Annotated in this window: 24 protein-coding genes and 2 tRNA genes; 18 read left to right on the top strand and 8 right to left on the bottom strand. The window is 33.2% G+C overall.

Going from position 1 to position 25613, the window contains the following annotated elements; all coding sequences use genetic code 11:
• Positions 1–158 precede the first annotated feature (158 nt).
• Together MRU_RS08230 and MRU_RS08225 are read left to right on the top strand one after the other, a co-directional pair.
• Entirely contained in the window at positions 159–626 is a 468-nt protein-coding gene (locus MRU_RS08230) for a hypothetical protein (RefSeq protein WP_012956442.1), read from the top strand.
• 276 nt (positions 627–902) lie between these two features.
• Positions 903–1571, top strand: a complete 669-nt coding sequence (locus MRU_RS08225; protein ID WP_012956441.1) for a class I SAM-dependent methyltransferase — start codon at positions 903–905, stop codon at positions 1569–1571.
• Between the two features lie 132 nt (positions 1572–1703).
• Here MRU_RS08225 and MRU_RS08220 read toward each other — a convergent pair whose 3' ends face one another.
• Together MRU_RS08220 and MRU_RS08215 are read right to left on the bottom strand one after the other, a co-directional pair.
• Entirely contained in the window at positions 1704–1991 is a 288-nt protein-coding gene (locus tag MRU_RS08220) for a hypothetical protein (RefSeq protein WP_012956440.1), read from the bottom strand.
• An 8-nt stretch (positions 1992–1999) separates the two neighbouring features.
• Positions 2000–2266 carry a hypothetical protein gene (locus MRU_RS08215; protein ID WP_012956439.1) on the bottom strand — a complete coding sequence of 89 codons (267 nt, stop codon included), beginning with the start codon at positions 2264–2266 and terminating at the stop codon, positions 2000–2002.
• Positions 2267–2573: 307 nt separating this feature from the next.
• Here MRU_RS08215 and MRU_RS08210 point away from each other — a divergent pair.
• The 4 genes from MRU_RS08210 to MRU_RS08195 all read left to right on the top strand — a co-directional run bounded on the left by MRU_RS08210 (position 2574) and on the right by MRU_RS08195 (position 5647).
• Positions 2574–2647 (top strand) — tRNA-Gly (locus MRU_RS08210).
• Between the two features lie 13 nt (positions 2648–2660).
• A tRNA-Gly gene (locus MRU_RS08205) sits at positions 2661–2734 on the top strand.
• Between the two features lie 561 nt (positions 2735–3295).
• Positions 3296–4336, top strand: coding sequence for a hydroxymethylglutaryl-CoA synthase (locus tag MRU_RS08200; RefSeq protein ID WP_012956438.1), 1041 nt, complete (start codon positions 3296–3298; stop codon positions 4334–4336).
• 150 nt (positions 4337–4486) lie between these two features.
• Positions 4487–5647 (top strand): thiolase domain-containing protein, encoded by a 1161-nt coding sequence (locus tag MRU_RS08195; RefSeq protein ID WP_012956437.1) that lies wholly within the window; start codon positions 4487–4489, stop codon positions 5645–5647.
• A gap of 205 nt (positions 5648–5852) precedes the next feature.
• Here MRU_RS08195 and cobQ read toward each other — a convergent pair whose 3' ends face one another.
• Positions 5853–7493 carry a cobyric acid synthase CobQ gene (cobQ, locus tag MRU_RS08190; protein WP_012956436.1) on the bottom strand — a complete coding sequence of 547 codons (1641 nt, stop codon included), beginning with the start codon at positions 7491–7493 and terminating at the stop codon, positions 5853–5855.
• Positions 7494–8270: 777 nt separating this feature from the next.
• Between cobQ and lonB the strand changes: the two genes are divergently transcribed.
• The 7 genes from lonB (at position 8271) to MRU_RS08155 (ending at position 16817) form a co-directional block, all read left to right on the top strand.
• Entirely contained in the window at positions 8271–10124 is a 1854-nt protein-coding gene (gene lonB / locus MRU_RS08185; RefSeq protein ID WP_227717065.1) for an ATP-dependent protease LonB, read from the top strand.
• 436 nt (positions 10125–10560) lie between these two features.
• Positions 10561–11040 (top strand): hypothetical protein, encoded by a 480-nt coding sequence (locus MRU_RS08180; RefSeq protein ID WP_012956434.1) that lies wholly within the window; start codon positions 10561–10563, stop codon positions 11038–11040.
• Between the two features lie 392 nt (positions 11041–11432).
• A complete protein-coding gene (locus tag MRU_RS08175) occupies positions 11433–12536 on the top strand; it encodes a hypothetical protein (protein ID WP_012956433.1) in 1104 nt (367 codons plus the stop codon).
• Between the two features lie 488 nt (positions 12537–13024).
• The gene (locus tag MRU_RS08170) at positions 13025–13945 is read left to right on the top strand and encodes a ribose-phosphate diphosphokinase (RefSeq protein WP_012956432.1); all 921 of its coding nucleotides are present in this window, start codon (positions 13025–13027) and stop codon (positions 13943–13945) included.
• A gap of 287 nt (positions 13946–14232) precedes the next feature.
• Positions 14233–14607: a hydrogenase maturation nickel metallochaperone HypA gene (gene hypA, locus MRU_RS08165; protein WP_012956431.1), complete on the top strand. Its 375-nt coding sequence runs from the start codon at positions 14233–14235 to the stop codon at positions 14605–14607.
• A 207-nt stretch (positions 14608–14814) separates the two neighbouring features.
• Entirely contained in the window at positions 14815–15576 is a 762-nt protein-coding gene (gene hypB, locus MRU_RS08160) for a hydrogenase nickel incorporation protein HypB (RefSeq protein ID WP_012956430.1), read from the top strand.
• A 209-nt stretch (positions 15577–15785) separates the two neighbouring features.
• Entirely contained in the window at positions 15786–16817 is a 1032-nt protein-coding gene (locus MRU_RS08155) for a DUF354 domain-containing protein (protein ID WP_012956429.1), read from the top strand.
• Here MRU_RS08155 and MRU_RS11955 read toward each other — a convergent pair.
• Entirely contained in the window at positions 16790–16954 is a 165-nt protein-coding gene (locus MRU_RS11955) for a hypothetical protein (RefSeq protein WP_171776171.1), read from the bottom strand. The two genes, MRU_RS08155 and MRU_RS11955, sit on opposite strands and share 28 nt — an antisense overlap.
• Positions 16955–17261: 307 nt before the next feature.
• Here MRU_RS11955 and MRU_RS08150 point away from each other — a divergent pair, with 307 nt between their 5' ends.
• Positions 17262–17999, top strand: a complete 738-nt coding sequence (locus MRU_RS08150) for an SDR family NAD(P)-dependent oxidoreductase (RefSeq protein ID WP_012956428.1) — start codon at positions 17262–17264, stop codon at positions 17997–17999.
• A gap of 175 nt (positions 18000–18174) precedes the next feature.
• Here the strand turns inward: MRU_RS08150 and MRU_RS08145 are convergent, their stop codons facing one another.
• From MRU_RS08145 to MRU_RS08135, 3 genes are read right to left on the bottom strand one after another with little or no spacing between them, the layout of a single operon-like run.
• Positions 18175–18777, bottom strand: coding sequence for a MarR family winged helix-turn-helix transcriptional regulator (locus MRU_RS08145; RefSeq protein ID WP_012956427.1), 603 nt, complete (start codon positions 18775–18777; stop codon positions 18175–18177).
• Positions 18774–20561 carry an ABC transporter ATP-binding protein gene (locus MRU_RS08140; RefSeq protein WP_012956426.1) on the bottom strand — a complete coding sequence of 596 codons (1788 nt, stop codon included), beginning with the start codon at positions 20559–20561 and terminating at the stop codon, positions 18774–18776. Before MRU_RS08140 ends, MRU_RS08145 begins: the two co-directional genes overlap by 4 nt.
• 44 nt (positions 20562–20605) lie before the next feature.
• Positions 20606–22414, bottom strand: a complete 1809-nt coding sequence (locus MRU_RS08135; RefSeq protein WP_012956425.1) for an ABC transporter ATP-binding protein — start codon at positions 22412–22414, stop codon at positions 20606–20608.
• 531 nt (positions 22415–22945) lie between these two features.
• Here MRU_RS08135 and MRU_RS08130 point away from each other — a divergent pair.
• Together MRU_RS08130 and MRU_RS12190 are read left to right on the top strand one after the other, a co-directional pair.
• Entirely contained in the window at positions 22946–23449 is a 504-nt protein-coding gene (locus MRU_RS08130) for a type II toxin-antitoxin system antitoxin SocA domain-containing protein (protein ID WP_012956424.1), read from the top strand.
• Positions 23450–23670: 221 nt separating this feature from the next.
• Positions 23671–23799 (top strand): hypothetical protein, encoded by a 129-nt coding sequence (locus tag MRU_RS12190; protein WP_012956423.1) that lies wholly within the window; start codon positions 23671–23673, stop codon positions 23797–23799.
• A 225-nt stretch (positions 23800–24024) separates the two neighbouring features.
• Here the strand turns inward: MRU_RS12190 and MRU_RS08125 are convergent, their stop codons facing one another.
• Positions 24025–24540 (bottom strand): metallophosphoesterase, encoded by a 516-nt coding sequence (locus tag MRU_RS08125; RefSeq protein ID WP_048812481.1) that lies wholly within the window; start codon positions 24538–24540, stop codon positions 24025–24027.
• Between the two features lie 167 nt (positions 24541–24707).
• On the opposite strand from MRU_RS08125, the gene MRU_RS08120 reads away from it, so the two are divergent.
• Entirely contained in the window at positions 24708–25169 is a 462-nt protein-coding gene (locus MRU_RS08120) for a DUF1890 domain-containing protein (RefSeq protein ID WP_012956420.1), read from the top strand.
• 73 nt (positions 25170–25242) lie between these two features.
• The gene (locus MRU_RS08115) at positions 25243–25551 is read left to right on the top strand and encodes a DUF1894 domain-containing protein (RefSeq protein WP_012956419.1); all 309 of its coding nucleotides are present in this window, start codon (positions 25243–25245) and stop codon (positions 25549–25551) included.
• The last annotated feature ends 62 nt before the right edge of the window (positions 25552–25613 follow it).

Below are 25613 nucleotides of genomic sequence, written 5' to 3'. Positions count from 1 at the left end.
ATAAAGAACGATTTTCCATCCGATTTACTATTTATAATGTATAGTTTACCAAAATCAAATATTAGTTTTCAAATGCTCTCTGTTTAAGTTTATATAGTTTAAAAACAATTTTTATATATGAAGTTTTTTCATAAAAAATGTAAAGGTTGGTAAAAAAAATGACTTTTGGAAACGATAAGGAAAATATTTTTGTAAAAAATGTAGTTGATTATGGTGATTTAAGTAAATCTGATAGGAGTTCTAACCTTGGCAGGTTTTTTCCCAATCGTCAGTCCCCTAAATCTGATTTTGATTCTGTTCCATCTTCAATTGATGAGAAGATAATCAATATCTTGACTTTTAAGGATGAAGGTGATTCAAATGGTTCTAATAATGATGGAACTTCTGACGATTCTGTGGATGGTGTGGATTATTCTCTCTTTGATGAAGAATTAGAATACATCTGCAGCTTAGGCTTCAATCCATTTGAGGAAGGGGGGATAAATAGGGATTCCTTGGAAGAGCATTTCAATCCATATCTTGAAAATCATCCAGAGGAGCTTGCTTTCCTTTCTGTCTTTGAGGATTTTACTTTAGTCCAGATGAACTTTAGCGATATGATTAAGGAGGTCTATTTTGAGGAATAGCTTATTTTAGATTTAGGGCTCATTGAATAATCATTTTCATAAAGACCTCCATAGAATTAGTTTAATGAATTTTATACTAAAATTTATTAATTATGCTATCTATATTATAATTGATAAGATTTTAAAAATAAAATATTTTTAATTTTTAATGGCCCTTTGTAAGCTATGCAAAAACAAATGCTCTTTAGAGCGTTTTTTTGCTTTTTTAATCTTATGGGCTATTATTTAGTTTTTTAAATTTATTCATTGTATTAATTTTTATATGGAGGGTATAAGATGTCTGATGAAAAGATGGAAAGAGTGGAAGATAATGAATTATTGATTAATGCACGTAAGCCTGAAGGAGAATTAGGTGATCAATTATTGGATAGAATGAATAAGAGTCACGAATCTCTTGCACAATGGGGCGTAAGTCATTTGGATATCTCTAAAGATGATATCATTTTAGATATTGGATGCGGCGGAGGAGTCAACGTTGAAAGATTCCTTAAAATGACTGAAAACAAGGTTTATGGTTTGGATTACTCAGAAGTCGCTGTAGAAAAGTCTAAAAAACTTAATCAAAAAGCAATCGAAGAAGGCAGATGTGAAGTCATTCAAGGCTCTGTATCTGAATTGCCTTTTGATGATGAAATATTCGACATTGTAACAGGCTTTGAAACAGTTTATTTCTGGCCAGATTTTGTCAATGACTTAAAAGAAGTCAGAAGGGTGTTAAAGGAAGATGGAATAATATTTATCTGCAATGAAGCAATTCCTAGAGATGGGGACGCTCGTCAAGAGGAGCTTAAAGAACTTTTGGATATGAATATTTATTCAGATGATGAGTTGGACCAATCATTAAGGCAAGCAGGATTCTCAGATTTAATTATTTTTGATAAGAGCAGTTCAAAAGTTGAATCCAAGGACGTAAGTGGTTGGATTTGTGCAATAGCTAAAAAATAGTTTTGCTTTTGCACTCTTTTTATAAAAAATAGTCCCCTTTTTGGCGGTTTAATAGTTAATCTCTTTATTAAAAATAGATTTAAAATAAGTAATGAGTATAGTATGGAGGTAGTGGTTTTTTAATTTTTCCTTTTATCCAAGCAATTGGTATATTAAAGGAAGCATGGATTGAATTCCCAATACGAATATTGCAAATCCGCCAATGAATTCAATGTGTCTAGAGTATTTCATTGCTGATTTGGTTCCAAAGACTCCTATAAATTGCCAAATAATTACAAAGCAAACACTTGCTCCTGCAACAAGAAAAGGATCTGCTCCTTCAATAACACCTTGGGCAGCAAGAACTAAGTTTTCAATGTTACCAAAAATCAATAAACCTAAAAATGGTTTATATTCTTTTAATGATTCTGCAAATGACATATTTTCACCTATCCTCTCGCTGCTTCAATCATGGATTGAAGTCCTAATACGAATATTGCAAATCCGCCAATGAATTCAATGTAAATTCCATAATTTTGTAATTGTTGTGTACATACTGTTCCTAAAATTAGCCAACAACTTACGCATATTAAACTGAATATTGCAAGTTTAAGTGGATTTGCGGCTTTTACTACTCCCTGTGAAGCAAGAATCAAGTTTTCTATATTCCCAAAAATTATTAAGGAGAGCAATCCTATAGTTAATCCTGAACTCATCTAATCATTCCTCTTCATCTAATCAATATACTTTGTATTAGCTATTATTTATGATTATTTTAAATCTTGGAATTTTTTTTAAGAATAATTTTTTTAGAAATATTTCATAATTACAAATAATAGTTAATAAAAAATATAATTTTACCATAAACAATTTTTATTTTTATTTAATAGTATTTATAATTTGCTTGTATTTTTTGTAAAAAATATCGAGTTTTTCAATATTATAATATTTTCTATTTTCTCTTAACAAAACAATAGAAAGATTTAAATATTATGTTGACCAACATTTATATGTTGTTATTATGCGGTGTTAGTCCAGCCTGGTTAAGACTCTAGCCTGCCACGTTAGAGACCCGGGTTCAAATCCCGGACGCCGCACTTTTTTTTTAATGCAGCTGTGGTATAGTCTGGTTATTACTTGGGCCTTCCAAGCCTACAACCCGGGTTCGAATCCCGGCAGCTGCATGATTTTACTATTTTTAACTCTATTTTTTCAAAATATTTTTTCCTATTTGGACTATTTGATCTAGGTTTTTCTTGCCCTATTTTCAATTGATTTCTTTTTTTATTTAATTAAATTATTTTAAAAAAATTCCATTTTTTTAGCTATTTTTCTAAATATATTTATATGGGTAAAAACATAATGTATTATTAATATAAACTTTAAATGATTTTTAAAGATATAAAATTTTTTAATTTTTAATTTATAAGATTTATTTAAATCTAATTTTAAATTAAAAATTTTTAACTTAATTTATTTAATTAGTTTATATTTTTAAAAATAAAATATTTCAAAATTTAAAATCAAATTAATAAAAGTTAATTTTTTATTTTATTTAATTAACTATCATTGTTTAATTTAAGAATTAGGCTTTTAAATTATATTATCTATTAGTTTAAGAAGAATTAATTAATTTATTCTTAAATTGAAGATTTTAATTTAAGAGAATTAATAAAATTTAATCAATTTATTCTTAATTAATTATAAACTATTCAATTATGAACTAAAAATATGGTCGTGATTTAATGGCAGGAATTGTAGGATATGGGGCTAATGTGCCTTCATATAGAATAAAAGTAGAAGAAATTGCAAAAGTTTGGGGAGATAACCCAGAATCAATTTCCAATGGTTTAATTGTTAATGAAAAGTCAGTTCCATCTTCTGATGAAGACACTGCTACTATTGCAGTTAGCTCTGCAAGATATGCATTAAGAAGAGCACAAATTGACCCACAAGATATTGGAGCGGTTTATGTAGGTTCTGAATCCCACCCTTATGCAGTAAAGCCAACTGCAACCATCGTAGCTGAAGCAATCGGTGCAACTCCGGATATGACTGCAGCTGACTTGGAGTTTGCTTGTAAGGCAGGTACTGCAGGTATTCAAGCGGTAATGGGTTTAGTGGATTCTGGCATGATAAAATACGGTTTGGCTATAGGTGCCGATACCTCTCAAGGAGCTCCTGGAGATGCTTTGGAATACACTGCATCTGCCGGTGGCGCTGCTTACATCATCGGAAATAAGGACACAATAGCAGACTTTGGAACCACTTACAGTTTCACTACTGACACTCCTGATTTCTACAGAAGGGAAGGTCAGCCTTATCCAAGTCATGGAGGAAGATTTACAGGTGACCCTGCTTACTTCAAGCATGTCTTAGGAGCAGCAAAAGGATTGCTTGAAAAGACAGATTCTAAAGTTGAAGATTATGATTATGCTATTTTCCACCAGCCTAACGGTAAGTTTTACCTAAGGGCAGCTAAGAAATTAGGATTCACTCCAGAGCAATATAAGGATGGGCTCTTGACTCCTAATGTTGGAAATACCTATTCTGGTGCAGTTCCTTTAGCCCTTTCCAATGTATTGGACAAGGCAGAGCCTGGAGATAAGATATTTATTGTATCATATGGTTCAGGTGCAGGAAGTGACGGATTTACATTGACTGTAAACGACAGAATTGATGAAGTTAGGAATTTAGCTCCTACAACTGAAGAGATCCTCTCTAAAAAGATTTATGTTGACTATGCAGTTTATGCTAAATTCAAAGGAAAACTTAGAATGGCATAGATGTGGAGATGAAATTTAAATAAATCAATTTTAAATGAGAATAATTCTAATTATCAATTTTGAATGAGAATAATAATTCTAATTAATCAATTATTAAGAGGATAAACTTGGGACTAATTAATTAATGATATTTATTAAAAAGGTGAAAAAATGAGAGATGTTGCGATTATTGGAGCTTCCCAAACAAAATTTGGAGAGTTATGGGATGTTTCATTTAGAGAATTAATTTCACAAGCTGGTCTTGGAGCTATTGAAGACGCTAACCTAAGCGGTGCAGACTTGGAAGCCATGTTTGTTGGAAACATGTCTGCAGGTCTTTTTGTAGGTCAAGAGCACATTGCCTCACTTATTTCAGACAGCATGGGAATGAACCCTGTTCCATGTACAAGAGTTGAAGCTGCTTGTGCATCTGGAGGATTGGCACTTAGACAAGGAATCATGGCTGTAGCTTCCGGATACCATGATGTTGTGGTAGCTGCAGGTGTGGAAAAGATGACTGATGTGGTGGATGCAACTCCGGCTATTGCCACAGCATCCGATCAGGAATGGGAAGCACAGCAAGGAGCCACTTTCCCATCATTATACGCCATGATTGCTCAAAGACATATGTATGAATATGGAACCACAAGGGAACAATTGGCTATGATGTCTGTAGTTAATCATAAGAACGCTTCAAACAACCCTAATGCTCAATTCCCATTTGAAGTTACTGTAGATAAGGTATTAAATTCATCTCCTGTTGCAGATCCTTTAACATTGCTTGACTGTTCCCCTGTATCAGACGGTGCAGCAGCTATCGTTATCTGTGCAGCAGAAAAGGCTAAGGAATACACTGACACCCCTATCTATGTAAGGGCATCTGCACAGTCTTCCGGAACCATTGCGCTTCATAGCAGAAAGGACATCACTACCTTGGATGCAACCATTGCAGCTTCCAGAAAAGCTTATGATATGGCAGGAGTCACTGTAAAGGATATTGATGCAACTGAAGTCCATGACTGTTTCTCAATCAATGGATTGCTTGCAATTGAAGACCTTGGATTTGCTAAGAAAGGAGAAGGCGGCAAAGTATTGGAAGAAGGTCAGACTAATATTGATGGTGATTGTCCGATTAACCCATCTGGTGGTTTAAAGGCAAGAGGCCATCCTCTTGGAGCCACTGGTATTGCTCAAGCTGCTGAAATTGTATGGCAATTAAGAGGAGAAGCAGGCAAACGTCAAGTGGATGGTGCTGAAATCGGTATGACTCATAATGTTGGTGGTACCGGCGGTACTTGTGCTGTTCATATATTTGGCAGAGACCTTAACTAACGCCCAAGCTTTTGACGATTTTGGCTTCGCCAAAATCGTAAAACCTTGACCAAAAGTTTTATCTCTGTTTTTTTTTGAGATTTGCTCTTTTCTTTTTTATTTTTTTAAATTATTCTTTTTTATTATTTATTTTATATACTTTTTTGTTCTTTTTTTTACAATTTATTTTTCTTATTTTATTATTATCCAATTATTTTCACTTATTTTATTCATCAAAAACCAATTTATCAATATAATCCATATCAAGAGCTTCTTCTACAATATTTGCTAATTTTTCAAGAGAATTTTCAACGCTTGTTTCATATGGATCTTCACCAGTTTTTTCATCCAAACCCTTATTTTTTCTTAAATGGTTTAAAAACTCTCTTCTAAGATTATAATTATTAAATATTCCATGGAAATAGGTTCCAAATACATTCTTGCTGTAAGCACCATCAAATTGGTCATTGTCATTATTTCCAATTCCCTTTTCTATTTTAAATAATGGCTTGGCGCTTATAAGATTTGTAGTGCCTTCATGTAACTCATAGCCGCTTACAGTTTCCCCATTGATCTTAGAGAATATTTCATAAAAGATATTATTTTCATCGGAATTATTTAGACCAGTGATATTATCATTTATTTCTATTCTACCTATGCTTTGCTTTACGACCTTGCTTTCCCTTATAAACTCACTTTCAATGTCTAAAAGACCTAATCCTTCAACTTCATCAAGTTTGGATTCCTTATGGTTTTTATCATAGATCTTGTTTCCCAATATCTGGTATCCTCCGCAGATTCCGATGATTGGAATCTTGGATTCATTTGACAGTTTCCTTATCTCTTGTGCCAAACCGGTCTTTTCAAGTTCCATAATGTCTTCAGTGGAGTTACGGGTACCCGGTAAGATCAATGCATCAATGTCCTTGATTTTGTCTTTGTAATTATGGACTTCAATCATTCTCACTTCAACATCATCTTCTGTGTCAAATGGGTCTATGTCTGTGAAGTTGGCAATCTTTGGAAGCTTTACAACTCCAATTATTATGTGATCATCATTATTCTTAAATTCCTTTGTCCAGTTGTGCTCCTTTAAGGATGCAGAGTCCTCTTCTGGTAGCTGGAGGTTTTCAGCATAAGGAACAATTCCAAGGACTGGGACCTGAATGATTTCTTCGAGCCTTTCGATTCCAGAGCATAATAATTCCTGCTTTCCTCTGAACTTGTTTATAATGACTCCCTTAAATCTTGAGCGGTCTGCATCGTCAAGCAATAGGAATGTTCCAGCTATTGATGCAAAGACTCCTCCCTTGTCAATGTCACCTACAAGAAGTACATTTGCATCTGCAATCTCTGCAGCTCCCATATTTGCAAGGTCTCCTTCCCTTAGGTTGATTTCTGCAGGAGATCCTGCACCTTCCATAATGATTATGTCATAATCTTCCTTGAGATTGTTTAATGAGTCTATTACAGCTTCCTTTGCAATGATTCTATAGTCCTCATCATCCATCAGATTATTGTCTATATCCCTTTGGGTGGCCTTTGTCTTATCATATTTTCTAAAGAAGTCCTTGTTTCCAACTGCTTCTCCTTGTATGATAACTTGTGAGCATGATTCTCCCTTTGGCTTTAGGAGAATTGGGTTCATATCTACTGTAGGCTCTATATTTGCAGCCTTTGCCTGCAAAACCTGTGCAATGGCTATTTCCTTATTTTCCTTTGTAGTGTATGAATTTAAAGACATATTCTGTGACTTGAATGGAGCAACCTTGTATCCTCTTTTTGTGTATATTCTGCAAAGTGCTGCAACAATCAAACTTTTTCCAGCATTTGATGCTGTTCCTTGAATCATTAAACATTTAGTCATGGTTTTACCTTAAAATTAATATGGTTTTTTTTAAAAATGGATTATAACTATAATTTTATAAATTTCATATAAATTTATTTTTTAAAAGGGATTATAGCTAAAACTTATAAAATTTATATAAATTTTATATTTTCTTCATATGATTTTCCAATATGATTATTCATTTATTTTTTATAAATAATAAATTTTATTTTAATCCCCATATCTTTCGATTTTTTTTACAATTATTTTTATCATTTTTTGAATTGTTATTTTAGTTAATTAAAGTTACTAAAATACAAACCTTTTTATATAACTAAAATCATAAAGTTATTAAGAATGTAGTTTAATATATATTAATATAATAAACCAAGATTATATTATATAATGATAAATGATTATTAAAAACTTCAATCTGAAATGAAACTGATAAAAAAATTAATAAGTATGAATTTAAAAACTTTAAGGAGGTTTTAAATGGAAGAAAAGAAAATAGAATCTACAGATGTTGAAGTGAATGAATCTAAAGACTTAAACTTAGATTCCACTGTAGAGAATAATGAAATTGACAAGACTGAAGAACTTGACGCTTCCTCTGAAATTGATGAGAATGAAGAACTTGGCACTTCCTCTGAAGTAAGAGAAACCATAGTCATTGACACAGCCAGTGAAGTGGTTGAAGCGGATGTGGTAAGCGAAACCATAGACAGTTCTGAATCTGTCAAGGATGAAGAGGAGGATAGCAATCCTCTTGATGTAGAATATGTTGAAGAAGATGGAAAACGTAGGATAAAGCCTATGCTTGATTACGAATCTCTTTCAAATACCTCTGAAATTGAAGTTCCTCCACTTCTCATCGACCAGGTCATAGGTCATGAGGAATCTGTGGAAACAATTAAAAAAGCAGCAAAGCAAAGAAGAAATGTTCTTCTTATTGGTGATCCGGGTGTAGGTAAGTCAATGCTCGCTAAAGGAATGGCTGAGTTATTGCCTCCTGAAGTCTTAGAAGACGTATTGGTTTATCCAAACGGGGAAGACAGTAATTATCCATTGATTAGGACAGTCCCTGCAGGTCAGGGCAAAAAGATAGTCAAGGCAAACAAGGCCAATGCAAAAAGCGGCGATGAGAAGAAGATGATGATCACCATGTTTGCAACTGCAGCTATCTTTGTTCTTGGAATCCTATACCAAAGAATATTTGAAGCTATCATTGCTGCATTGCTTGTAATATTTATTTCCATGCAAATCAAGCCTAAGGCAAATAACATGTCTCCTAAATTATTGGTAAACAACGGAGATAAAAGATTTGCACCATTCATGGATGCTACTGGTGCTCATGCCGGCGCATTGCTCGGTGATGTAAGGCACGACCCTTACCAATCTGGAGGTCTTGGAACCCCTGCACACGAACGTGTTGAAAGCGGAATGATTCACAAGGCTCATAAGGGAGTTTTATACATTGACGAAATAGGTACAATGAGCATGAAAACTCAACAAGAGCTATTATCTGCTATGCAAGAGAAGAAATATGCAATCACTGGTCAAAGTGAAAACAGCAGTGGTGCTATGGTCCGTTCTCAAGCAGTTCCATGTGATTTTGTTCTTGTAGCTTCTGGAAATATCCAAGTTCTTGAAGGAATGCACATTGCAATGCGTTCAAGAATCAGAGGATATGGTTATGGGGTCTTTATGAAAGATTATATGGAAGACACCGAAGAAAACCGTAAAAAGCTTGTACAGTTTGTAGCTCAAGAAGTCAAGAACGACGGCAGAATTCCTCACTTTGCAACTGACGCTCTTGATGAAATTATTTTGGAAGCTAAACGTAGAGCAGGAAGAAAGAACGCTTTAACTCTTAGATTAAGAGAGTTAGGTGGTTTAGTACGTTCCTCAGGTGATGTTGCAATTGAAGAAGGTGCAGATTTGGTAACTGCTGAACATGTTGTAACCGCTAAAAGATTTGCAAGAACCTTAGAGCAGCAAATTGTAGACAGATCCATTATCCAAAGGAAAGAATACAGCGTATTCCATTCCTCAGGTGGAAAGATCGGTATGGTTAATGGTTTAGCTGTAATGGGTGATAGAAGCGGTATTGTCATGCCAATTGCTGCTGAAATGGCTCCGGCTAACAGCAAAAACGAAGGTAAGATCATCGTTACCGGTAAGCTTGGAGAAATCGCTTTGGATTCCGTTCAGAATGTAAGTGCAATCATTAAGAAATACACTCAAGTGGACATTTCCAATCACGACATTCACGTTCAGTTCCTCCAAAGTTATGATGGAGTTGAAGGGGACAGCGCAAGTGTTTCAATAACTGCAGCGGTTATCTCTGCTGTTGAAGGCATTCCGATAGACCAATCAATTGCTTTGACCGGTTCCTTAAGCGTACGTGGAGATGTCATGCCTATTGGTGGTGCAACCGCTAAGATTGAAGCGGCAGCTGAAGCAGGCATTAAGAAAGTTCTATTGCCTAAGTCCAATATGGAAGATGTCATGCTTGAGAAGAAGTATGAGGATATGATTGAGATAGTTCCAATCGAAACTATCGAAGACGTATTGGAAAATATTCTAATCAACGGAAGCAAGAAGGAAAAATTAATTAATAAAAATGAGAGAAATCAGTGGAGCAGTCACAAGCAAGGTCTCTACTGAAGGGGTTAGCTTGTCTAAGCCTGCTCATAATTAGCTCAAACTTTTAGAAAAAGTTTGATCAAAATGTTTTCTAGTTTGGGAAACTCTAATTAATTATTTTTTCTCAAACCTTCTTTTTTTATTTTTTTATTCTTTTAACCACTTTTATTTATTTTTTTATCCATTTTAACTATTTTTATTAATTTTAACTATTTTTATTAATTTTAACTATTTTTATCAATTCTTATTATATCTTATTTTTATCTATATTGTAATTCCTTATTTTTCTATTTCAAATCTTATAATCAATTTATAACTATTCTAAACCCCTTTGATTCTCCCATCAACAAATATGCAAAAAGTTTATATACTTAAATCTAACTATAATAATTTAGATTAAAAAAATTAGTTAATCAAAATCCATTTTTATTGATTTAATTAAGTGGAAGGTGATAATATGGTAAATATAAAAACTGTTGCATTAGCTGTTATAGCAATCATAGTTGTTTTATTGGCTATATTTGCTGTTTCCAATGTAGTGATTTTAGCTCAGGATGATACTGAAGGGGGAATTCCTGGAGTTGATATGGCTGCTTTATGGAGTTTGAATGGTGGTTTCCAATGGATATATCCTGGAAGCTCTTTTGACCCTGAAGGCCGTACTCTTCACAATATCTATATGCTTGACGACCCTTATGGCGAAGTTAAGACAATCATGCAGTACACATATAATGTGGATCCTCATATTCTGGTTATAATAAACGACCAGGCTGCTGCCCATATATTTGGGGACAATATATTGGATACAATCCGTCAGCATGATTGGGTCGAAGGCCATTCCCGTGGAGATGCCGTTGGAATGAGCATAACCTCTGTAAATCCTTTGCCGATAATTCCAGACATTTTAATGGGAAATATTAAGATAATGTTCATCTAATTATTATTTCCCTTTTTATCTTTTATCTTTTTTTCATTTATTTTCCCTTTTTATCTTTTATCTTTTTTTCATTTATTTTCCCTTTTTATCTTTTATCTTTTTTTCATTTATTTTCTTATTTTAACTATTACTAAGTCTTTTTACCCTTATTTTATTCCAAATCCATATTCATTTCATTTTTTAAAAAATTGGAATAAATTTTTATTTTCCAACCTACTATTATTTCTATAATTTATTATCCTAGAAATAAAAAATGCCCTCTCTTAGCACCAATATTTAAATACTTAGTTAAATAAAAACATTAATATTATAGTATTATGTAAATTTAAGAAACTTCTTAAATTCAAAAATTTTATTAAACTTATTAAATTATTATTTTATTGTGTGATTTCATGTTATTGATAGCTCAAAATCATTTTCAACTTATACTTGAAGTAGGTTTGATTTTACTTGCTACTATGATATTCGTAATCAATTTGGTTCCTTTATCATTAAGTGTGGTAACATTCCTCTCATTATTCCTATCTGGAGGATTTACAATTCTATTTGGAGCCGACTTGGCTTTCCTGGTATTATCATTTGGTCAGCATGAATTTACTCACCCTTTCGGTCCTATTGCCCTATTGGCTATTGTAACCGCATTAGCGTCGCTTAAGGTTATGGAAGGGTCGGGTGTTGATATATCAAGGCTTAAAAATATCGTATATGTTTTTCTTATAGCAATAACCGTATTCGGTGGAGCAATGCACAGATCATTCCTATTGCTATGGTTCATCGGTCTGTTCATAGGTTATACTATCATTTCCAAATCCTTTAGGCAAAAGTCTATCCTTACAATCAGAAGGATTTTAATGTTTTTCCTTGCAGCTTTAGTTGCATTCGGTTTGCTTGAGCTTGTTTCCAGGATTTTAAGCATGGAAGTTTTCTCTCCATTGTTAAGGATTTCAAGACTTGCTCAGAACTCTTTGGCAAGTCTAAAATTGGTAATTGGAAATACTCAATTGATAGGTCACGATCCTGCTTCATCCTATTGGTCTGACAGTACTGGATTTGCAGATGGTTATATTAGCTTGCCAATGCAATTCATTTTGATGTTTGGCTTGCCATTCCCATTGTTCTTTGGTCTTTTGGTAACCAAGAAGGATACAATCGACTATATGCTTCCAGGTATCTTCGGTTATGCATATGACTTTGGATATTTGACATTCGTTATATTGCTTTTATTAGTCTTATTTACAATCATAATAGGCCTGCTTGTTCTTCGCGAATACAGACTTAAAAGAGAAAAGAACAATAAGAAATATTTAGGTAAGGAAGTTCTTTTAATTGGTTCCCTTACTGGATTTATTGCTCAAGCGATCATTGGTTTGTTCCTCTTTAACAGGACAATAAACGGTATGGCGCTGCTCACATTCCTGTTCTTAGGCTCTTTGGTCTTGGCTCATGTTGTGACTATTAGACGTGATAGCAATGAAGTTTTAAGCCAACAAATTTAACTTATTTTTTATTTTTTTAATTATTTTTACTTTTTATCTATTTTTAACTTATTTTTTCTAGTTTTAACTTATTCTATTTAGTTTAGATTATTTTTTCTATTTTTAACTATTTTTTCTAGTTTTAACTTATTCTATTTAGTTTAGATTATTTTTTCTAGTTTTAATTTATTCTATTGGTAATTATTTTTCTATCTTTTGATTCATATTACTAGTTTAACTTATTCTATCTTCTTTCCATTCCAATATTAAACCTACTGCTTTGTTCCAAAATTATCACTTATTTTTTCATAAATATTAAAATAGTAATATTTAATTATAAACATCAATATAAATAAAACATGAATATCTTTTAAATTTTCTCAATATTTTAATTAATACTTTAATTTAAACTTAATTAAATCACTCATTTAATTTAAAAGATTTGTAAAAGGTTCTATTTTAAGAAGATACGGTTAATTTTTCTAGTTTAATATATTTTTGGTGATTAAATGATTATTGGTGGTTCAGCATCACAAAAACTAGCGGCTAATGTTGCAAAGGAATTAGGGGATGTTTTATGTCCTATAGAAACTAAAAAATTCCCTGACGGTGAGAGATATATCAGAATTAAATCAGAAGTGGATAAGGAAGTTACAATTATCCAATCCACTGGTTTTCCTCAAGATGAAAACTTGGTTGAACTTTTATTTTTAATCAGGACTGTCAAGGACTTAGGTGCAGAGCATGTTAAAGTGGTTGTGCCTTATTTAGGATATGGCAGACAGGAATTAAGATTTAAAGATGGGGAAGCTATTTCCGCTCAATTGGTAGCTAACCTAATTGAGGAATCAGGTGCTGATGAGTTCATTTCAATCAATCTCCATGAGGACAGCGTTAGAGACTTCTTCAACATTCCAACTGCAAATCTTTCAGCAATGCCTCCTATTGCAGAATATATTGCAAACACTGTGGAAAATCCAATAATTATTGCTCCGGATAAGGGCGCTTTAGGATTTGCAGAAGAGATCGCTGAAATCTTAGGATGCAATTGCACTTATATGAGCAAAGTCAGATTAGGTCCTGATAAGGTGGAAACTACTATTGTAGACATTCACAGCGATTTTGACAGCGAAGATTTGGCTAAAGTAAAGAAAGACTCTAAGGTAAATATAGATTCTGTAAAGGATAAGGAAGCAATCATCATTGACGACATCATAGCAACCGGAGGAACAATCGTCAATGCAATTGGCATATTAAAGGAGCACGGCGCTAAATCAGTAGATGTCTATTGTGTTCACCCAGTTCTTGTAAACGATGCTGTATTGAAGATATCTGCAGCTGGAGCTCGTGAATTGGCAAGTACAGATACCTTAAAATCAGATGTCAGTTCAATATCCGTTGCTAAGATCATTGCTGATGTCTTAAGATAACTTTACTTTGCAGTTATTAATTTAAACTGTTTTTATCCTTTTTTTAGGATAAACATTAAACAACTAATCATTTTTTTAAAGATAGTTTTATCCGTACTGTTCATTTTTGGATAAAACTTTTATCTTTCTTTTTATTATCAGATTAGGTATTACAATCTTTGTTTAGTTTTATTACTCTTAAACTGTTTGATATTTTATCAATAGTTTTATATTATATTAATGAATAATATATTAATATTAATTTTGATTATATTTTTAAATAGATTTTTTTTAATTGGAGATTTAGAATGCACGAATTAGCTATGGCTCAAGGAATTTTAAATGCAGTGCTGGAAACTGCAGAGGCTAACAATGCAATTGAGGTAACTGAAATAGTTATTGAAATTGGCAAATTGGCTATGCTTAATCCGGAACAATTGAAATTTATGTTAGGTGTCTTATGTTCCGAGACAATCGCAGAGAATGCTGAACTTATTGTAGAGGATATTGATGTTGAAATCAAGTGCCACAACTGTGACTTTGAAGGAGTCGCTAATGTTGATGACAGCGATCATTATGCTCCTATGATTTTATGTCCAAAATGCGAAAGTCATAGGGTGGAAGTCAAAAACGGCAAGGATGTAACCGTTAGAAACATTAGTATTGAAAAAGAGGACGAATAATCATTATTAGACTCAGTTTTTTAATCATTATAAAAATCAATTATTCTGTTTAAATATTATTCAAAATATGGTCACTAATTCTCATTAATATAATTGATTTCACAATTAATTATTTTAACACTTATAGAAAAACTATTAAAAAATATTAATCGTATTTATAAAAAATTCACATTGATTTAATAATTATATATTTGGAAGGTGTATTATATGCATAAAGTTGCTGATGTTGAAGTAGCAAAGAACATTATGGATGCCAATGCAAAATTGGCACATAAGAATTTACATTTATTGGAAGACCACGATATCTTTTGTGTAGACTTTGTAGGAGCAATCGGATCTGGTAAAACAGCTCTTATTGAAGAGATTATTGAAAATGTTGATGAAAAAATCGGTGTAATCGCTGGGGATGTAATCAGCAAGTTTGATGCAGGCAGAATTGAATCTCACAATGTTCCTGTAGTCGGATTGAACACCGGCAAGGAATGTCACTTGGATGCCCACTTGGTGGGTCACGGATTAGGTGACTTGCCTCTTGATGATATTGATTATCTATTCATTGAAAATGTGGGAAACCTTATCTGTCCTGTCGACTTTGAATTAGGCTCACATATGAGAGTTGTGGTTGTAAGCGTTACTGAAGGTGACGACACTGTAGAGAAACACCCTCTTATCTTCCAAAACTCTGACCTTGTTATAATCAATAAGATTGACTTGGCAGAAGCTGTTGGAGCTAGCGTTGATAAGATGGTATGTGATGCAAAACGTCTTAATCCTGATGTTAAGGTTATTACTTCAAGCTTAAAAGAAGGAAAAGGTTTAGATGAAGTAATTGCTGCTATTGAAGATTGCAAGGCTCATGTAGCTGAACATCATCACCATCATGACCATGAGCATGAGCATGACCACAGTCACGACCATGAGCACAGTCATGGCCATGACCATAGTCACAGTCATGAACATTCCCATTAACTCAAGCTTTTTTAGCCTTCGGCTAAAAGCCTTGACCAAAATTTTTATCTATTGCCTCTTGCAATTAGCTTATTCTTATCTATTGTTGCTGGCAATTAACTTTTTTTTTAATTTATTTTATTTCGATTTTGTTTTTTTCTGTTTTTTTATTTGGATTTTTGCTAAAATATATTAAGTATTACTAAAATAATATTTTATAAGGTGATTTCATGAAAATATGGATTGATATATCAAATGCTCCTCATGTAAGATTTTTTAAAGATGTCATTAAGTATTTTGAAGATGAAGGAGATGATGTTTTAGTTACAGCCCGTAAATTTGGAGACATTCATAAGTTAATGGATATGTATGATATAGACTTTATATCTGTAGGAAAGCATGGAGTCACATTGGAAGAGAAGCTAAAGGAAAGTGCAGAGAGAGTCGTTAACTTAGCGGATTTGATTTCCGGTGAAGGATTTGATGTTGCCCTTTCAAAGCATTCCATTGAGCTTCCAAGGGTTGCATTTGGCCTTGGAATTCCAAGCCTGTTTGTTTTGGATAATGAGCATGCAATGGCTGCCAATAAGCTGACCCTTCCATTATGCAGCAAAATTATTGTTCCAAACATTATAGATATGTGGAAACTAATGGAGTATGGGGCTAATCCTAATGATATAATTAGATATAACGGAACCTCTGAGCTTATGCACTTCAATAACTTTGTATTCAATGAGAATATCTTTGAGGATTTGGGATTGGATTTGCCTCTTCAAAGAACCATACTTATGAGGCCTGAGCCATCTCTTGCGTCCTATTTGAATACAGACTGCAGAAAATCAGTTTTATCCCCTGTTGTAGATGTCTTAAAGGAGTATGCAAATATTCTTATTCTTCCTAGGTTTAAGGAACAGGCTGAGATATTTGAAGGAATAAAGAATGTGACAATCCTTAAGCCTCCGGTAGACACTTCAAGCATAATTAAGGCATGTGACCTTGTAATTGGAGCTGGAGGAACAATGAATAGGGAAGCTGCAATACTTCAGACACCTGTTATCTCATGCTATCCTGGAGACACATTGTCTGTAGACCAGTTTTATGTGAATAATGGTCTTATGTATAGGACTACAGATTTAGAGGACATTACTAAACAGGCACTTAGCTTTATTGTAAATCCACATAAGCCTATTGACTTTAAAACAGATGATCTCTTTGATTTGATTGTGAAAAATACTTATGAGCTGGGCGGTTCTAAGAAATAAGTTTTATTTTTAATGGTTTTTCTTTTTACTTTTATATTTTTCATTGTTTTTTCTTTTTTTCTCTTTTTATTGTTTAGTTTTTTTTCTCTTTTTATTTTCATTTTTTTTATTTTTTCATATCTCTGTTTTTTTTCCATCTGCCTTTATTTGTTTGAGTAATTTTTTCATATTTTTTTATAAGTTTCCAAGCAATTTCTCAATAAATTTTATTCTAATTTTAATGGCTTTATAAACTTAAATGAACAATGTTTATTTTTATTTTATTTATTATGAATAACTAAATTATTTATTTGATAATTATCGAATAATTTTCACTTATTTTTCCATTTTAATGAATTATTTTTAATTTAAATAGTAAGATTTAATACTTTTATGATACAGATTATTAATTGTAAAATTATTTTAGAATTTTACTTTTCATTAAATAAATAAAGGTGAATAAAAATGGCAAATGCAATTATTACTGGTGGATCCAGAGGAATTGGTAAAGCTATGGCTTTAAAGTTAGGTGAATTAGGTTACAATGTAGTTATTAACTATCGCAGTGACTCATCCAAACAATTAACTGAAGATGTAATCGCAGAAATCAAAGATAAATATGGTGTAGAGGCCATTGCCGTACAGGCTGATGTAAGTAAATTTGAAGATTGTAAAAAATTGGTTGAAGCTGCTGTTGATGCATTCGGCGAAGAAATCGATGCCCTTGTAAACAATGCAGGAATTACCAACAACTCTAACTTCATTGACTTAGAGCCTGAAAGATACGAAGCGGTAATCAACACAAACCTTGTAAGCATGATGCACATGTGCCACTTATGTCTCCCATATATGGTAGACCGTGACACTGCTATTGTATGCACTGCTTCTGTAGGCGGTTTGACTGGTGTAATTAATCAAGCAGACTACTGTGCTGCTAAGACTGGTGTAATTGGATTATGCCGTGCATTAGCATTGGAATTTGCACCTAGAAAAGTACGTGTCAACTCAATTGCTCCTGGTATGATTATGACTGACATGTTACGTGGAGTAAACCAAGATGAATTGAACGCTCTTGCAGCAACAATCCCTCTTGGACACATTGGTGAAGTTGAAGAAATCGCTGGTGCTCTTGAATACATTTTGACTGCACCTTACTTAACCGGACAAGTAATCTCACCTAACGGTGGATTTGTTCTTCAATAATCAAACTTTTAGCAAACTTTTAGAAAAAGTTTGATCAAAATTTTTTTCTCTAGTTGGGAGTATTGTACTCCTTTACTAGTTTTTTTATATTATTTTATTTATTTTTCCAAAATCTATCTTTTTTTAAACTTTTCTATTTATTACTCATTTGAAAAATAAAAAAAATTAATTTATCCTATTTTTTACTGCAATCAATGAATTCAAAGCAGGTTTCATTGTTATTTTCATCTTTAAAGTATTTATCAAAGATTTCCTTTCTGTTTTTAACTATCTTTGCATACTTTTCAGGGTCTTCCCTTTTGAATTTCTCATGAAGGGATAGTGTCAATTGATTTAAATAGTCGTTAAGGTTTTCCTTTTCTTCTTTGCTTAAGAAGTCAAAGATGTCAATGTCTTCATGGTTTTTAAATTCGAGTTGTCTTCCCTCTTCAGTTAATTCCACAAGAAGAATCCTTTTGTCCTTTTCGGAAGGAACCTTTTTAATGAAGTTCTTTTGCTCCAGCTTGTTTAGAGTTTCATTAAGGGAGCTTACACTGACATTCAATATTTCAGAGAGCTCTTTGGTGGATAGTTTGTCCTTTCTCTTTAAAAGAACAATCAATCTTCCCTGGCCCTTTGTAATGCTTTTCATTTCTGGATTTTGCTTCTTGTTTCGCTTATCCAGAATCTCATTTATCATTATGAACTTATGGAACAATAGCTGATTGTTCACTTCAGTGGGATTAAGGATATTGCCAAGGTTTTTACAATTATTATCTAAGTTATTTCCACCATTCATACAATATTCTCCCTTCTTTGAGTGTTTAAGGTATTATAGTAATATCCTTTTTGTTCCAGCAATTCTTCATGGCTTCCTTGCTCTATGATTCTTCCATCTTCAATTACAATTATCTTGTCTGCATCCCTGACTGTTGAAAGCCTATGGGCTATGACGAAGCTTGTTCTCTTTTCCATCAGCTTATCCATGGCCTTTTGAATTATCTTCTCGGTTCTTGTATCCACTGAAGATGTTGCCTCATCAAGGATTAGGATTTGCTTGTTTGATATGATTGTTCTTGCAATTGTCAAAAGCTGCTTTTGTCCGTGGGAGATATTGTCCACATCCTCATTAAGCTCGCTTTGGTATCCTTCAGGTATTTGCCTTATGAAATGGTCTGCATGAGCTTCCTTTGAAGCGCTTATGATTTCTTCCTCTGTGGCATCAAGCTTTCCGTATTTGATATTGTTGTAGATTGTGTCATTAAAGAGCCAAGTGTCTTGAAGCACCATTCCTACAAGGGATCTGACGCTGTGCTTATCGTAGCTGTTTATATTGACTCCGTCGATTTTTATCTCTCCATCATCCACATCATAGAATCTCATAAGAAGCTTTACGATGGTTGTCTTTCCAGCTCCTGTTTCACCTACAATGGCTATCTTTTCGCCCTTTTTAGCTGTAAATGTCAAGTTCTTGATTACAGGTTCATCTTTTGTATATCCGAAAGTGACATTTTCAAAGGTGATTGAGTCATTTATCTTCTCTATCTTTTCTTTTGAAGGGTTCTCTTCGTTTTCTATCTCTAAAAATCCAAATATTCTCTCACTTGCTGCCATTGCAGTCTGGACCATGTTCATAACCCTTGTTATCTGCTGAATAGGAGTTGTGAAGTTTTTAGAGTATTGGATAAAGGCCAATATGTCTCCAACAGCTATTGCATTCTGAAGCACGAATACCGCTCCAAGAACTGCAATTATCACATATTGGAAGTTTGAGATGAAGTTCATCAGAGGGGCGGAGAGGCTTGAATAGAACTTGGATTTCCATTCCTGCTCATACCAGTTTTCATTGTCTTCCCTAAATGTTTCCATGGACTGCTCTTCCTGATTGTATGAACGAATGATTTCATGGCCTGTAAATGACTCTTCAATCTGTCCGTTCAGGCTTCCCCTATAGGTTAGCTGCTTTGTATAATAGTCTTGAGAATGCTTTGTGACAAATGTTATGATTAAAAATGCAATTGGTATAAGCACAATTGTTGCAAGTGTCAGCCAGATATTGATGGAAAGCATCATTATTGTGACTCCAACTATTGTAATCACTCCAGAGAGCAATTGGTTGAATGTCTGATTAAGTCCTGTCTGTAGTGAGTCTACATCGTTTGTTATCCTTGATAAGATGTCTCCTCTTGTGTTTTTATCCATCTCTCCCATGGATAGGTGGGTGATTTTTTCAATCAACTCTTTTCTTAGGTTATAGCTGATGTCTGTTGTTATCTCCAAGAGGAAATAGCTTTGGAGATAGGAGAAGACTGCACTTATGATGTATAGAATCACAACTGTGATTAGAAGGTTTATTATATATTCCAGATTCATGTTTCCAGAGTTTATTCCATCGAATATTGCAGTTGTAGCTAGTCCAATCAAGAGAGGGCTTATTACAGAGAATACAGTTGATAGGATACCGCAAATGACTGTTATGCTTAGCTTTAGCTTGTATCCCATTAGGAGTCCAAATATGTTTTTGATGGCTTCCTTTACATTTGTTGGCTTTTCCGGAGGCAATCTTCTTGGTCTTGGTGCCATCTTATTTGCCTCCTTCTCTTTTAGGAGGTGTTATTTTTTTCATATTATTTGCCTCCTGCTGCTTTTTTAATTGAACTGCTATCTATGGTAAAGCTTGCAGTCTCTTCATTATCATAGATTAAGTCTTCTGATCTTTCTATTTGGGAAGATACAATCTCTTTATAGATATCACAGTTTTTATAAAGATAATCATGACCGCCTTTATCAATAATCTTTCCTTCATCAAGAACGATTATTTCATCTGCATCCATGATTGTTGAGATTCTTTGTGAAATTATAAGGATTGAAGAGCTTTCCTTCAAGTCCTTAAGGTTTTCCTTAACCTTTGCCTCTGTATTCATGTCCAGCGCTGAGAAGCAGTCATCAAATAGGTAAAAGTCACGCTTGTCCATTATTGACCTTGCAATTGAAAGACGTTGCTTTTGGCCTCCTGAGAAGTTGCTTGCTCCTTGTGTGACCTCGTCATCCAAGCTTTCTATAAAGTCCACTTGTGCTATATTCAGTGCTTTTTCTATTTCCTCATCTGTTGCATCTTCCTTTCCCACTTGCATGTTTGACCTTACGGTACCTTGGAAAAGAATTGCCTTTTGAGGAGTGTATGATATTCGCTCTCTAAGTGTGCTTAGCTTATATTCCTTTATGTTTTTGTCGTTTACTAGGATTTGGCCCTCTGTCACATCCTGAAGGCGAGGAATAAGATTTAGGATTGTGGATTTTCCGCTTCCGGTTCCTCCGATTATTGCTGTGGTCTTTCCCTTTTCCAACTTAAAGCTAATGTCTTTTAAGGTTTCCTTTTCACTTCCTGGATAGCTGTAGCCTACATTTTTAAATTCTATTGTGGGATTCTCATCTATCTTATCTATTGGTCCGTCACTAATTGATATCTCTGTATTCAGGACTTCTCCAACCCTTCTTCCAGATACCAGGATTCTTGGAATCATGATTGTAAATCCTCCAAGCATCAGGAATGAGATTACAATCTGTGTGGAGTATTGGATGAATGCTATGATGGTTCCAGTCAGTATCTTTCCATTGATTGCATCATATGCCCCAAAGTATAGGATAAGGACTATCATCACATTCAATATCATTGTCATTGCAGGAATCATTAGGAAGAGGGTTTTGAATACATGGAGATTTACTTCCTTGAACTCCTCATTTGTCTTTTCAAACCTTTCCTCTTCGTAATCCTGCCTTATGAATGCCTTGATTACTGGCATTCCCATCAGTATTTCCCTTGATGTCTGGTTGATCTTGTCAATAAGTTCCTGCATCACCTTAAAGTAGGGAACTGTTCTTATGAATATTATTCCGAGGAGTATTGCAACTGAGGCGAATGTCACTACAATAATCCATAGGAGGTCTGTTCCAAGTTCCATTGCCTTGATGATGCTTCCTATTCCTAATATAGGTGCAAATAGGATGGTTGTAAAAAGCAGGCCTAAGAATATCTGTATTTGGTATACATCGTTTGTATTACGTGTTATGAGGGATGATCTTGATATCTTGTTAAGTTCGAAGTTGGAGAATTTAAGTATCTTTTCATAGCTTATTTCCCTTAAGTCCCTTCCATATGCTGCTGATACCTTGCTTGAAAAATAGGATAGCGCTATTGTTGCTAGAACTCCTATCAATACCATGGTCATCATCATTGTTCCAACGCTTATTATGTAGTTGAAGTCTGTATTCTGTATTCCCACATCTACAATGTCTGCAGTGTATGATGGGAGGGTAAGGTTACAGTAAACGTCTATAAGCAGGAATATGAAGATGAGAAATATGGAAGGTATGCTCTTTTTTAGAGGACTGAGCATTTTTCCTATTGTGCTTAGTGTTTGTCTTATGTTTTTCATAATTTTGCTCTTTTTAGTTTTATTTAAGCTAAATTTTTACTTTAATCTTGATTTTGATTAATATATCTGCTTTATTGTGGTTTCAAACTTAAGTTTAATTCTTTTAATTTCTTTTTTTAAACTTTCTTAAGTTAATTTTTATTTTAAAGTTTTTTAGCTTATTTTTTCATTAATTATTTTTCTCATTCATATTTATTAAAGGTACCTTTAGATTATTTGTTCAAATCTTTTTTATTATTTCCTGCAGGTACCCTTAGATTTTTTCTACAGGTACCTTTAGTTTTTTAGTATATAAAGTTTTTCTTAGTTTTCCAAGCTTGAGGTCTTTGAAATATAAGTTTTAGTTATCATTAGTTGATCTTTAAAATATAAGTTTTAGTTATCATTAGTTGATCTTTAAAATATAAAGTCTTTAGTGTGTCACTCTAGTTAATCTTTGAAATATTAGTTTTCAATCGCTCTCCCATTTCCTTTAAATTGAATCATGTTCATAATTGATTATGGGTTTGAGTAATTGAATCGGTTTTTAAAATGACTTTTAAAAAAGAGAAATTCATCAAGCTTTTAATGTTTATCATCAGCAGGTCTTCAGACAATTATAATGTAGGAAAAACGGTCTTATCGAACATGCTATATTTTATAGACTTTAATTACTTTGAAACATATGGAGAATCATTAACAAATGAAATATATATTAAATCCTATTTGGGAGCAGTTCCAAGCCATTTTGATGAGATTGTTCGTGAATTGATTTATTATAACAAGATATACAGAAGAAGGGAGCCATACTATTACCATCATATCAATAAATATTATCTGACAAGCCTTCACAATATTGATTTGGATTATAAGGAATTGATTGTTGTAGGTGGTGTCTTGGATAATCTTATGGGATTCAGTGCAGTTGAGATAGTTGATTATATAAGTGGAGACGCACCATTTAAGATTGCAGGCTTTGATGAGCCTTTGGATTATAGTTTTGTATTCTATAGGGATTTTGATTATTCTGTTAGGAATCTTGATTATTATTGGTGATTTTGCTTTATTTGCTTAAGATTGATTATTATTTCTGAATTTATTTGCTTAAGATTTGCTTTTATTGCTGATTTTTTGACTTTTAGTTTAATAATCAAAATTAAAATCTTATAATTAAATAGAAAACTTTAAATGTAATCATTTTCATTATAAATATTAAATAAATATTTGATTGGATTGTAAATCCACTTAAATAATTATATTAATTATGGGGTGAGTTTATGTTAGATTGTCCTGTTTGTGGAAGTGAATTAGACGAAAAGGGTCAATGTTGGGTTTGCGGATACAACATGGCTCCATGTGACCATCCGGATGATTATGATTATGACGACTTCGAACCGCAATTGTAATATTTTAATTTAGGGGGAATTTTATGCTTATATGTCCTATATGTGGCTATCCATTGGATAGCGATGGCCGTTGTTGGAACTGTGGCTATTGGGTTGAGACTCATCCATTAGATCCATTCCAGCCAGGCTCTGGCTATTAACTCAAACTTTTAGAAAAAGTTTGATCAAAATTTTTTATTCTTTTTTATTCTTATTATTATCTTTTATTATCTTTAATCTTCATTTTTATTTTTCTATTTTTATAAATTCTACTTTAACCTTATCTAATTTATTTTTATGCTCTTTTTCTTCATCAATTGTTAAAATGGCTATTGATGCGTCGCTTTTTATTGGTCTGTTAGGGCTCCCAGGATTAATCATAAGAATATCTTCTTGTCTTTCAAGATGTGGTCTGTGGCTATGTCCACTTATTAGAATGTCTGCATTCTCTTTAAGTGCAAATTTGCAGTATTTATCAAAATCTCTGCTTGGAAGCTTATCGCCATGAATTAAAAGTATTCTTATCCCATCGATCTCTATAATTTCAGAGGGATTTAAATCAAGGGTTTTTCGAGCTCTGTCATTATTTCCTTCAACTGCTATGGTTGGTGCTATCGAATTCAATTTATCCAAAACGGTTTGTGAACTTATATCTCCTGCATGAAGTATCAAATCGACTCCTTTAAAAGATTCCAATATTTGATTGGACAATTTTCCTCTCTTTTCACTTATATGTGTGTCTGATATTAATCCCATTTTCATGATTTTGCCTTAAGATATGATTTTTTATAATATTATTTTTGTATTTGTCTTATGATAAATTATTTTATTTAAGTTAATTTAGATTAATTATATGTATAAGATTTAACATAAATATTAAGTGATTGATTATTATAAAATCTATTTAAAAAAATTATTAAAGTGATAAAATGAAAGCATTAGTTTTACTCGGATGTCCTGAAGCTCCTTCACAGACCCCCATTGGATTGTATGCTTCTTATAAGCTAGGCCAAATGGGATATGACGTTACAGTATCAAGCAACCCTGCAGCGGGAAAGATATTGGACATTTCAGATCCTGAAGGGGTTTATGTAAAGAAGAGGGTAGATATTGAAAAGTGTTTGGATGAAATCGAAGAGGGAGATTATGACCTCTTGGTCGGTTGTGTTCACAAGGATGCTGCAGCCACCTTCTTTATAACTTATTATCATATATTAAAATGCAAGGCTCTTGCCCTTGTCTTCTCAAGAGATGCAGAAGAGGTTGCAGAGTTTGCTGATATGGTTGAATCCTCTACCGATGCAGATATCATTGCTGTAAGGGCTTTCCATAATCCGAATCCGATCAAGGTAAGATTTGACAAATATTTAAAGACTTTAGAGGAAGAATAATAAATTTTATATTTACAATTAAAAATATTTTAATTTTTACAGTTGATATTTAGAAGAAAATGATGGTGATTATATGTCTTTCTGTTTAGAAACTTATTTGCAACAAAATGATGATTATAAAATACTTATACAACGTTCTGGGGTCAAGCAATGCTATAAGCTCATTGAAGATAATGCAAAAGAGATTATTCATGTAAACCCTGGAGATAAAGTATTAGGTGCTAGATTGATTGGACTTCCTCCAATACCTGTTGGAATAAACGAAGAGGAAGGGACCATTTTGATTACTTATACCAAGCCATGCCATGGAACTGCAGCTATTGAGATTCCAATCTCTCAGGAAGAGATTCAAAACGTTAGGGACATGGATATTGGTGCTTAATTAAGGTCTATTCTTAATTATGTCTTAATTTGTAAATAAACTTTTAATTTTTATATTTGGAT

It is taken from the genome of Methanobrevibacter ruminantium M1, assembly GCF_000024185.1.
Classification (GTDB): Archaea; Methanobacteriota; Methanobacteria; order Methanobacteriales; family Methanobacteriaceae; genus Methanobrevibacter; species Methanobrevibacter ruminantium.
Note: the sequence above shows the minus strand (reverse complement) of the source record. Positions and strands in the feature narration are given on the sequence as shown.

Coding starts and splice junctions, on each gene's coding strand:
- MRU_RS08230 (WP_012956442.1), top strand. CDS start 159: ATGACTTTTGGAAACGATAAGGAAAATATTTTTGTAAAAAATGTAGTT.
- MRU_RS08225 (WP_012956441.1), top strand. CDS start 903: ATGTCTGATGAAAAGATGGAAAGAGTGGAAGATAATGAATTATTGATT.
- MRU_RS08220 (WP_012956440.1), bottom strand. CDS start 1,991: ATGTCATTTGCAGAATCATTAAAAGAATATAAACCATTTTTAGGTTTA.
- MRU_RS08215 (WP_012956439.1), bottom strand. CDS start 2,266: ATGAGTTCAGGATTAACTATAGGATTGCTCTCCTTAATAATTTTTGGG.
- MRU_RS08200 (WP_012956438.1), top strand. CDS start 3,296: ATGGCAGGAATTGTAGGATATGGGGCTAATGTGCCTTCATATAGAATA.
- MRU_RS08195 (WP_012956437.1), top strand. CDS start 4,487: ATGAGAGATGTTGCGATTATTGGAGCTTCCCAAACAAAATTTGGAGAG.
- cobQ (WP_012956436.1), bottom strand. CDS start 7,493: ATGACTAAATGTTTAATGATTCAAGGAACAGCATCAAATGCTGGAAAA.
- lonB (WP_227717065.1), top strand. CDS start 8,271: ATGCTTGATTACGAATCTCTTTCAAATACCTCTGAAATTGAAGTTCCT.
- MRU_RS08180 (WP_012956434.1), top strand. CDS start 10,561: ATGGTAAATATAAAAACTGTTGCATTAGCTGTTATAGCAATCATAGTT.
- MRU_RS08175 (WP_012956433.1), top strand. CDS start 11,433: ATGTTATTGATAGCTCAAAATCATTTTCAACTTATACTTGAAGTAGGT.
- MRU_RS08170 (WP_012956432.1), top strand. CDS start 13,025: ATGATTATTGGTGGTTCAGCATCACAAAAACTAGCGGCTAATGTTGCA.
- hypA (WP_012956431.1), top strand. CDS start 14,233: ATGCACGAATTAGCTATGGCTCAAGGAATTTTAAATGCAGTGCTGGAA.
- hypB (WP_012956430.1), top strand. CDS start 14,815: ATGCATAAAGTTGCTGATGTTGAAGTAGCAAAGAACATTATGGATGCC.
- MRU_RS08155 (WP_012956429.1), top strand. CDS start 15,786: ATGAAAATATGGATTGATATATCAAATGCTCCTCATGTAAGATTTTTT.
- MRU_RS11955 (WP_171776171.1), bottom strand. CDS start 16,954: ATGGAAAAAAAACAGAGATATGAAAAAATAAAAAAAATGAAAATAAAA.
- MRU_RS08150 (WP_012956428.1), top strand. CDS start 17,262: ATGGCAAATGCAATTATTACTGGTGGATCCAGAGGAATTGGTAAAGCT.
- MRU_RS08145 (WP_012956427.1), bottom strand. CDS start 18,777: ATGAATGGTGGAAATAACTTAGATAATAATTGTAAAAACCTTGGCAAT.
- MRU_RS08140 (WP_012956426.1), bottom strand. CDS start 20,561: ATGGCACCAAGACCAAGAAGATTGCCTCCGGAAAAGCCAACAAATGTA.
- MRU_RS08135 (WP_012956425.1), bottom strand. CDS start 22,414: ATGAAAAACATAAGACAAACACTAAGCACAATAGGAAAAATGCTCAGT.
- MRU_RS08130 (WP_012956424.1), top strand. CDS start 22,946: ATGACTTTTAAAAAAGAGAAATTCATCAAGCTTTTAATGTTTATCATC.
- MRU_RS12190 (WP_012956423.1), top strand. CDS start 23,671: ATGTTAGATTGTCCTGTTTGTGGAAGTGAATTAGACGAAAAGGGTCAA.
- MRU_RS08125 (WP_048812481.1), bottom strand. CDS start 24,540: ATGAAAATGGGATTAATATCAGACACACATATAAGTGAAAAGAGAGGA.
- MRU_RS08120 (WP_012956420.1), top strand. CDS start 24,708: ATGAAAGCATTAGTTTTACTCGGATGTCCTGAAGCTCCTTCACAGACC.
- MRU_RS08115 (WP_012956419.1), top strand. CDS start 25,243: ATGTCTTTCTGTTTAGAAACTTATTTGCAACAAAATGATGATTATAAA.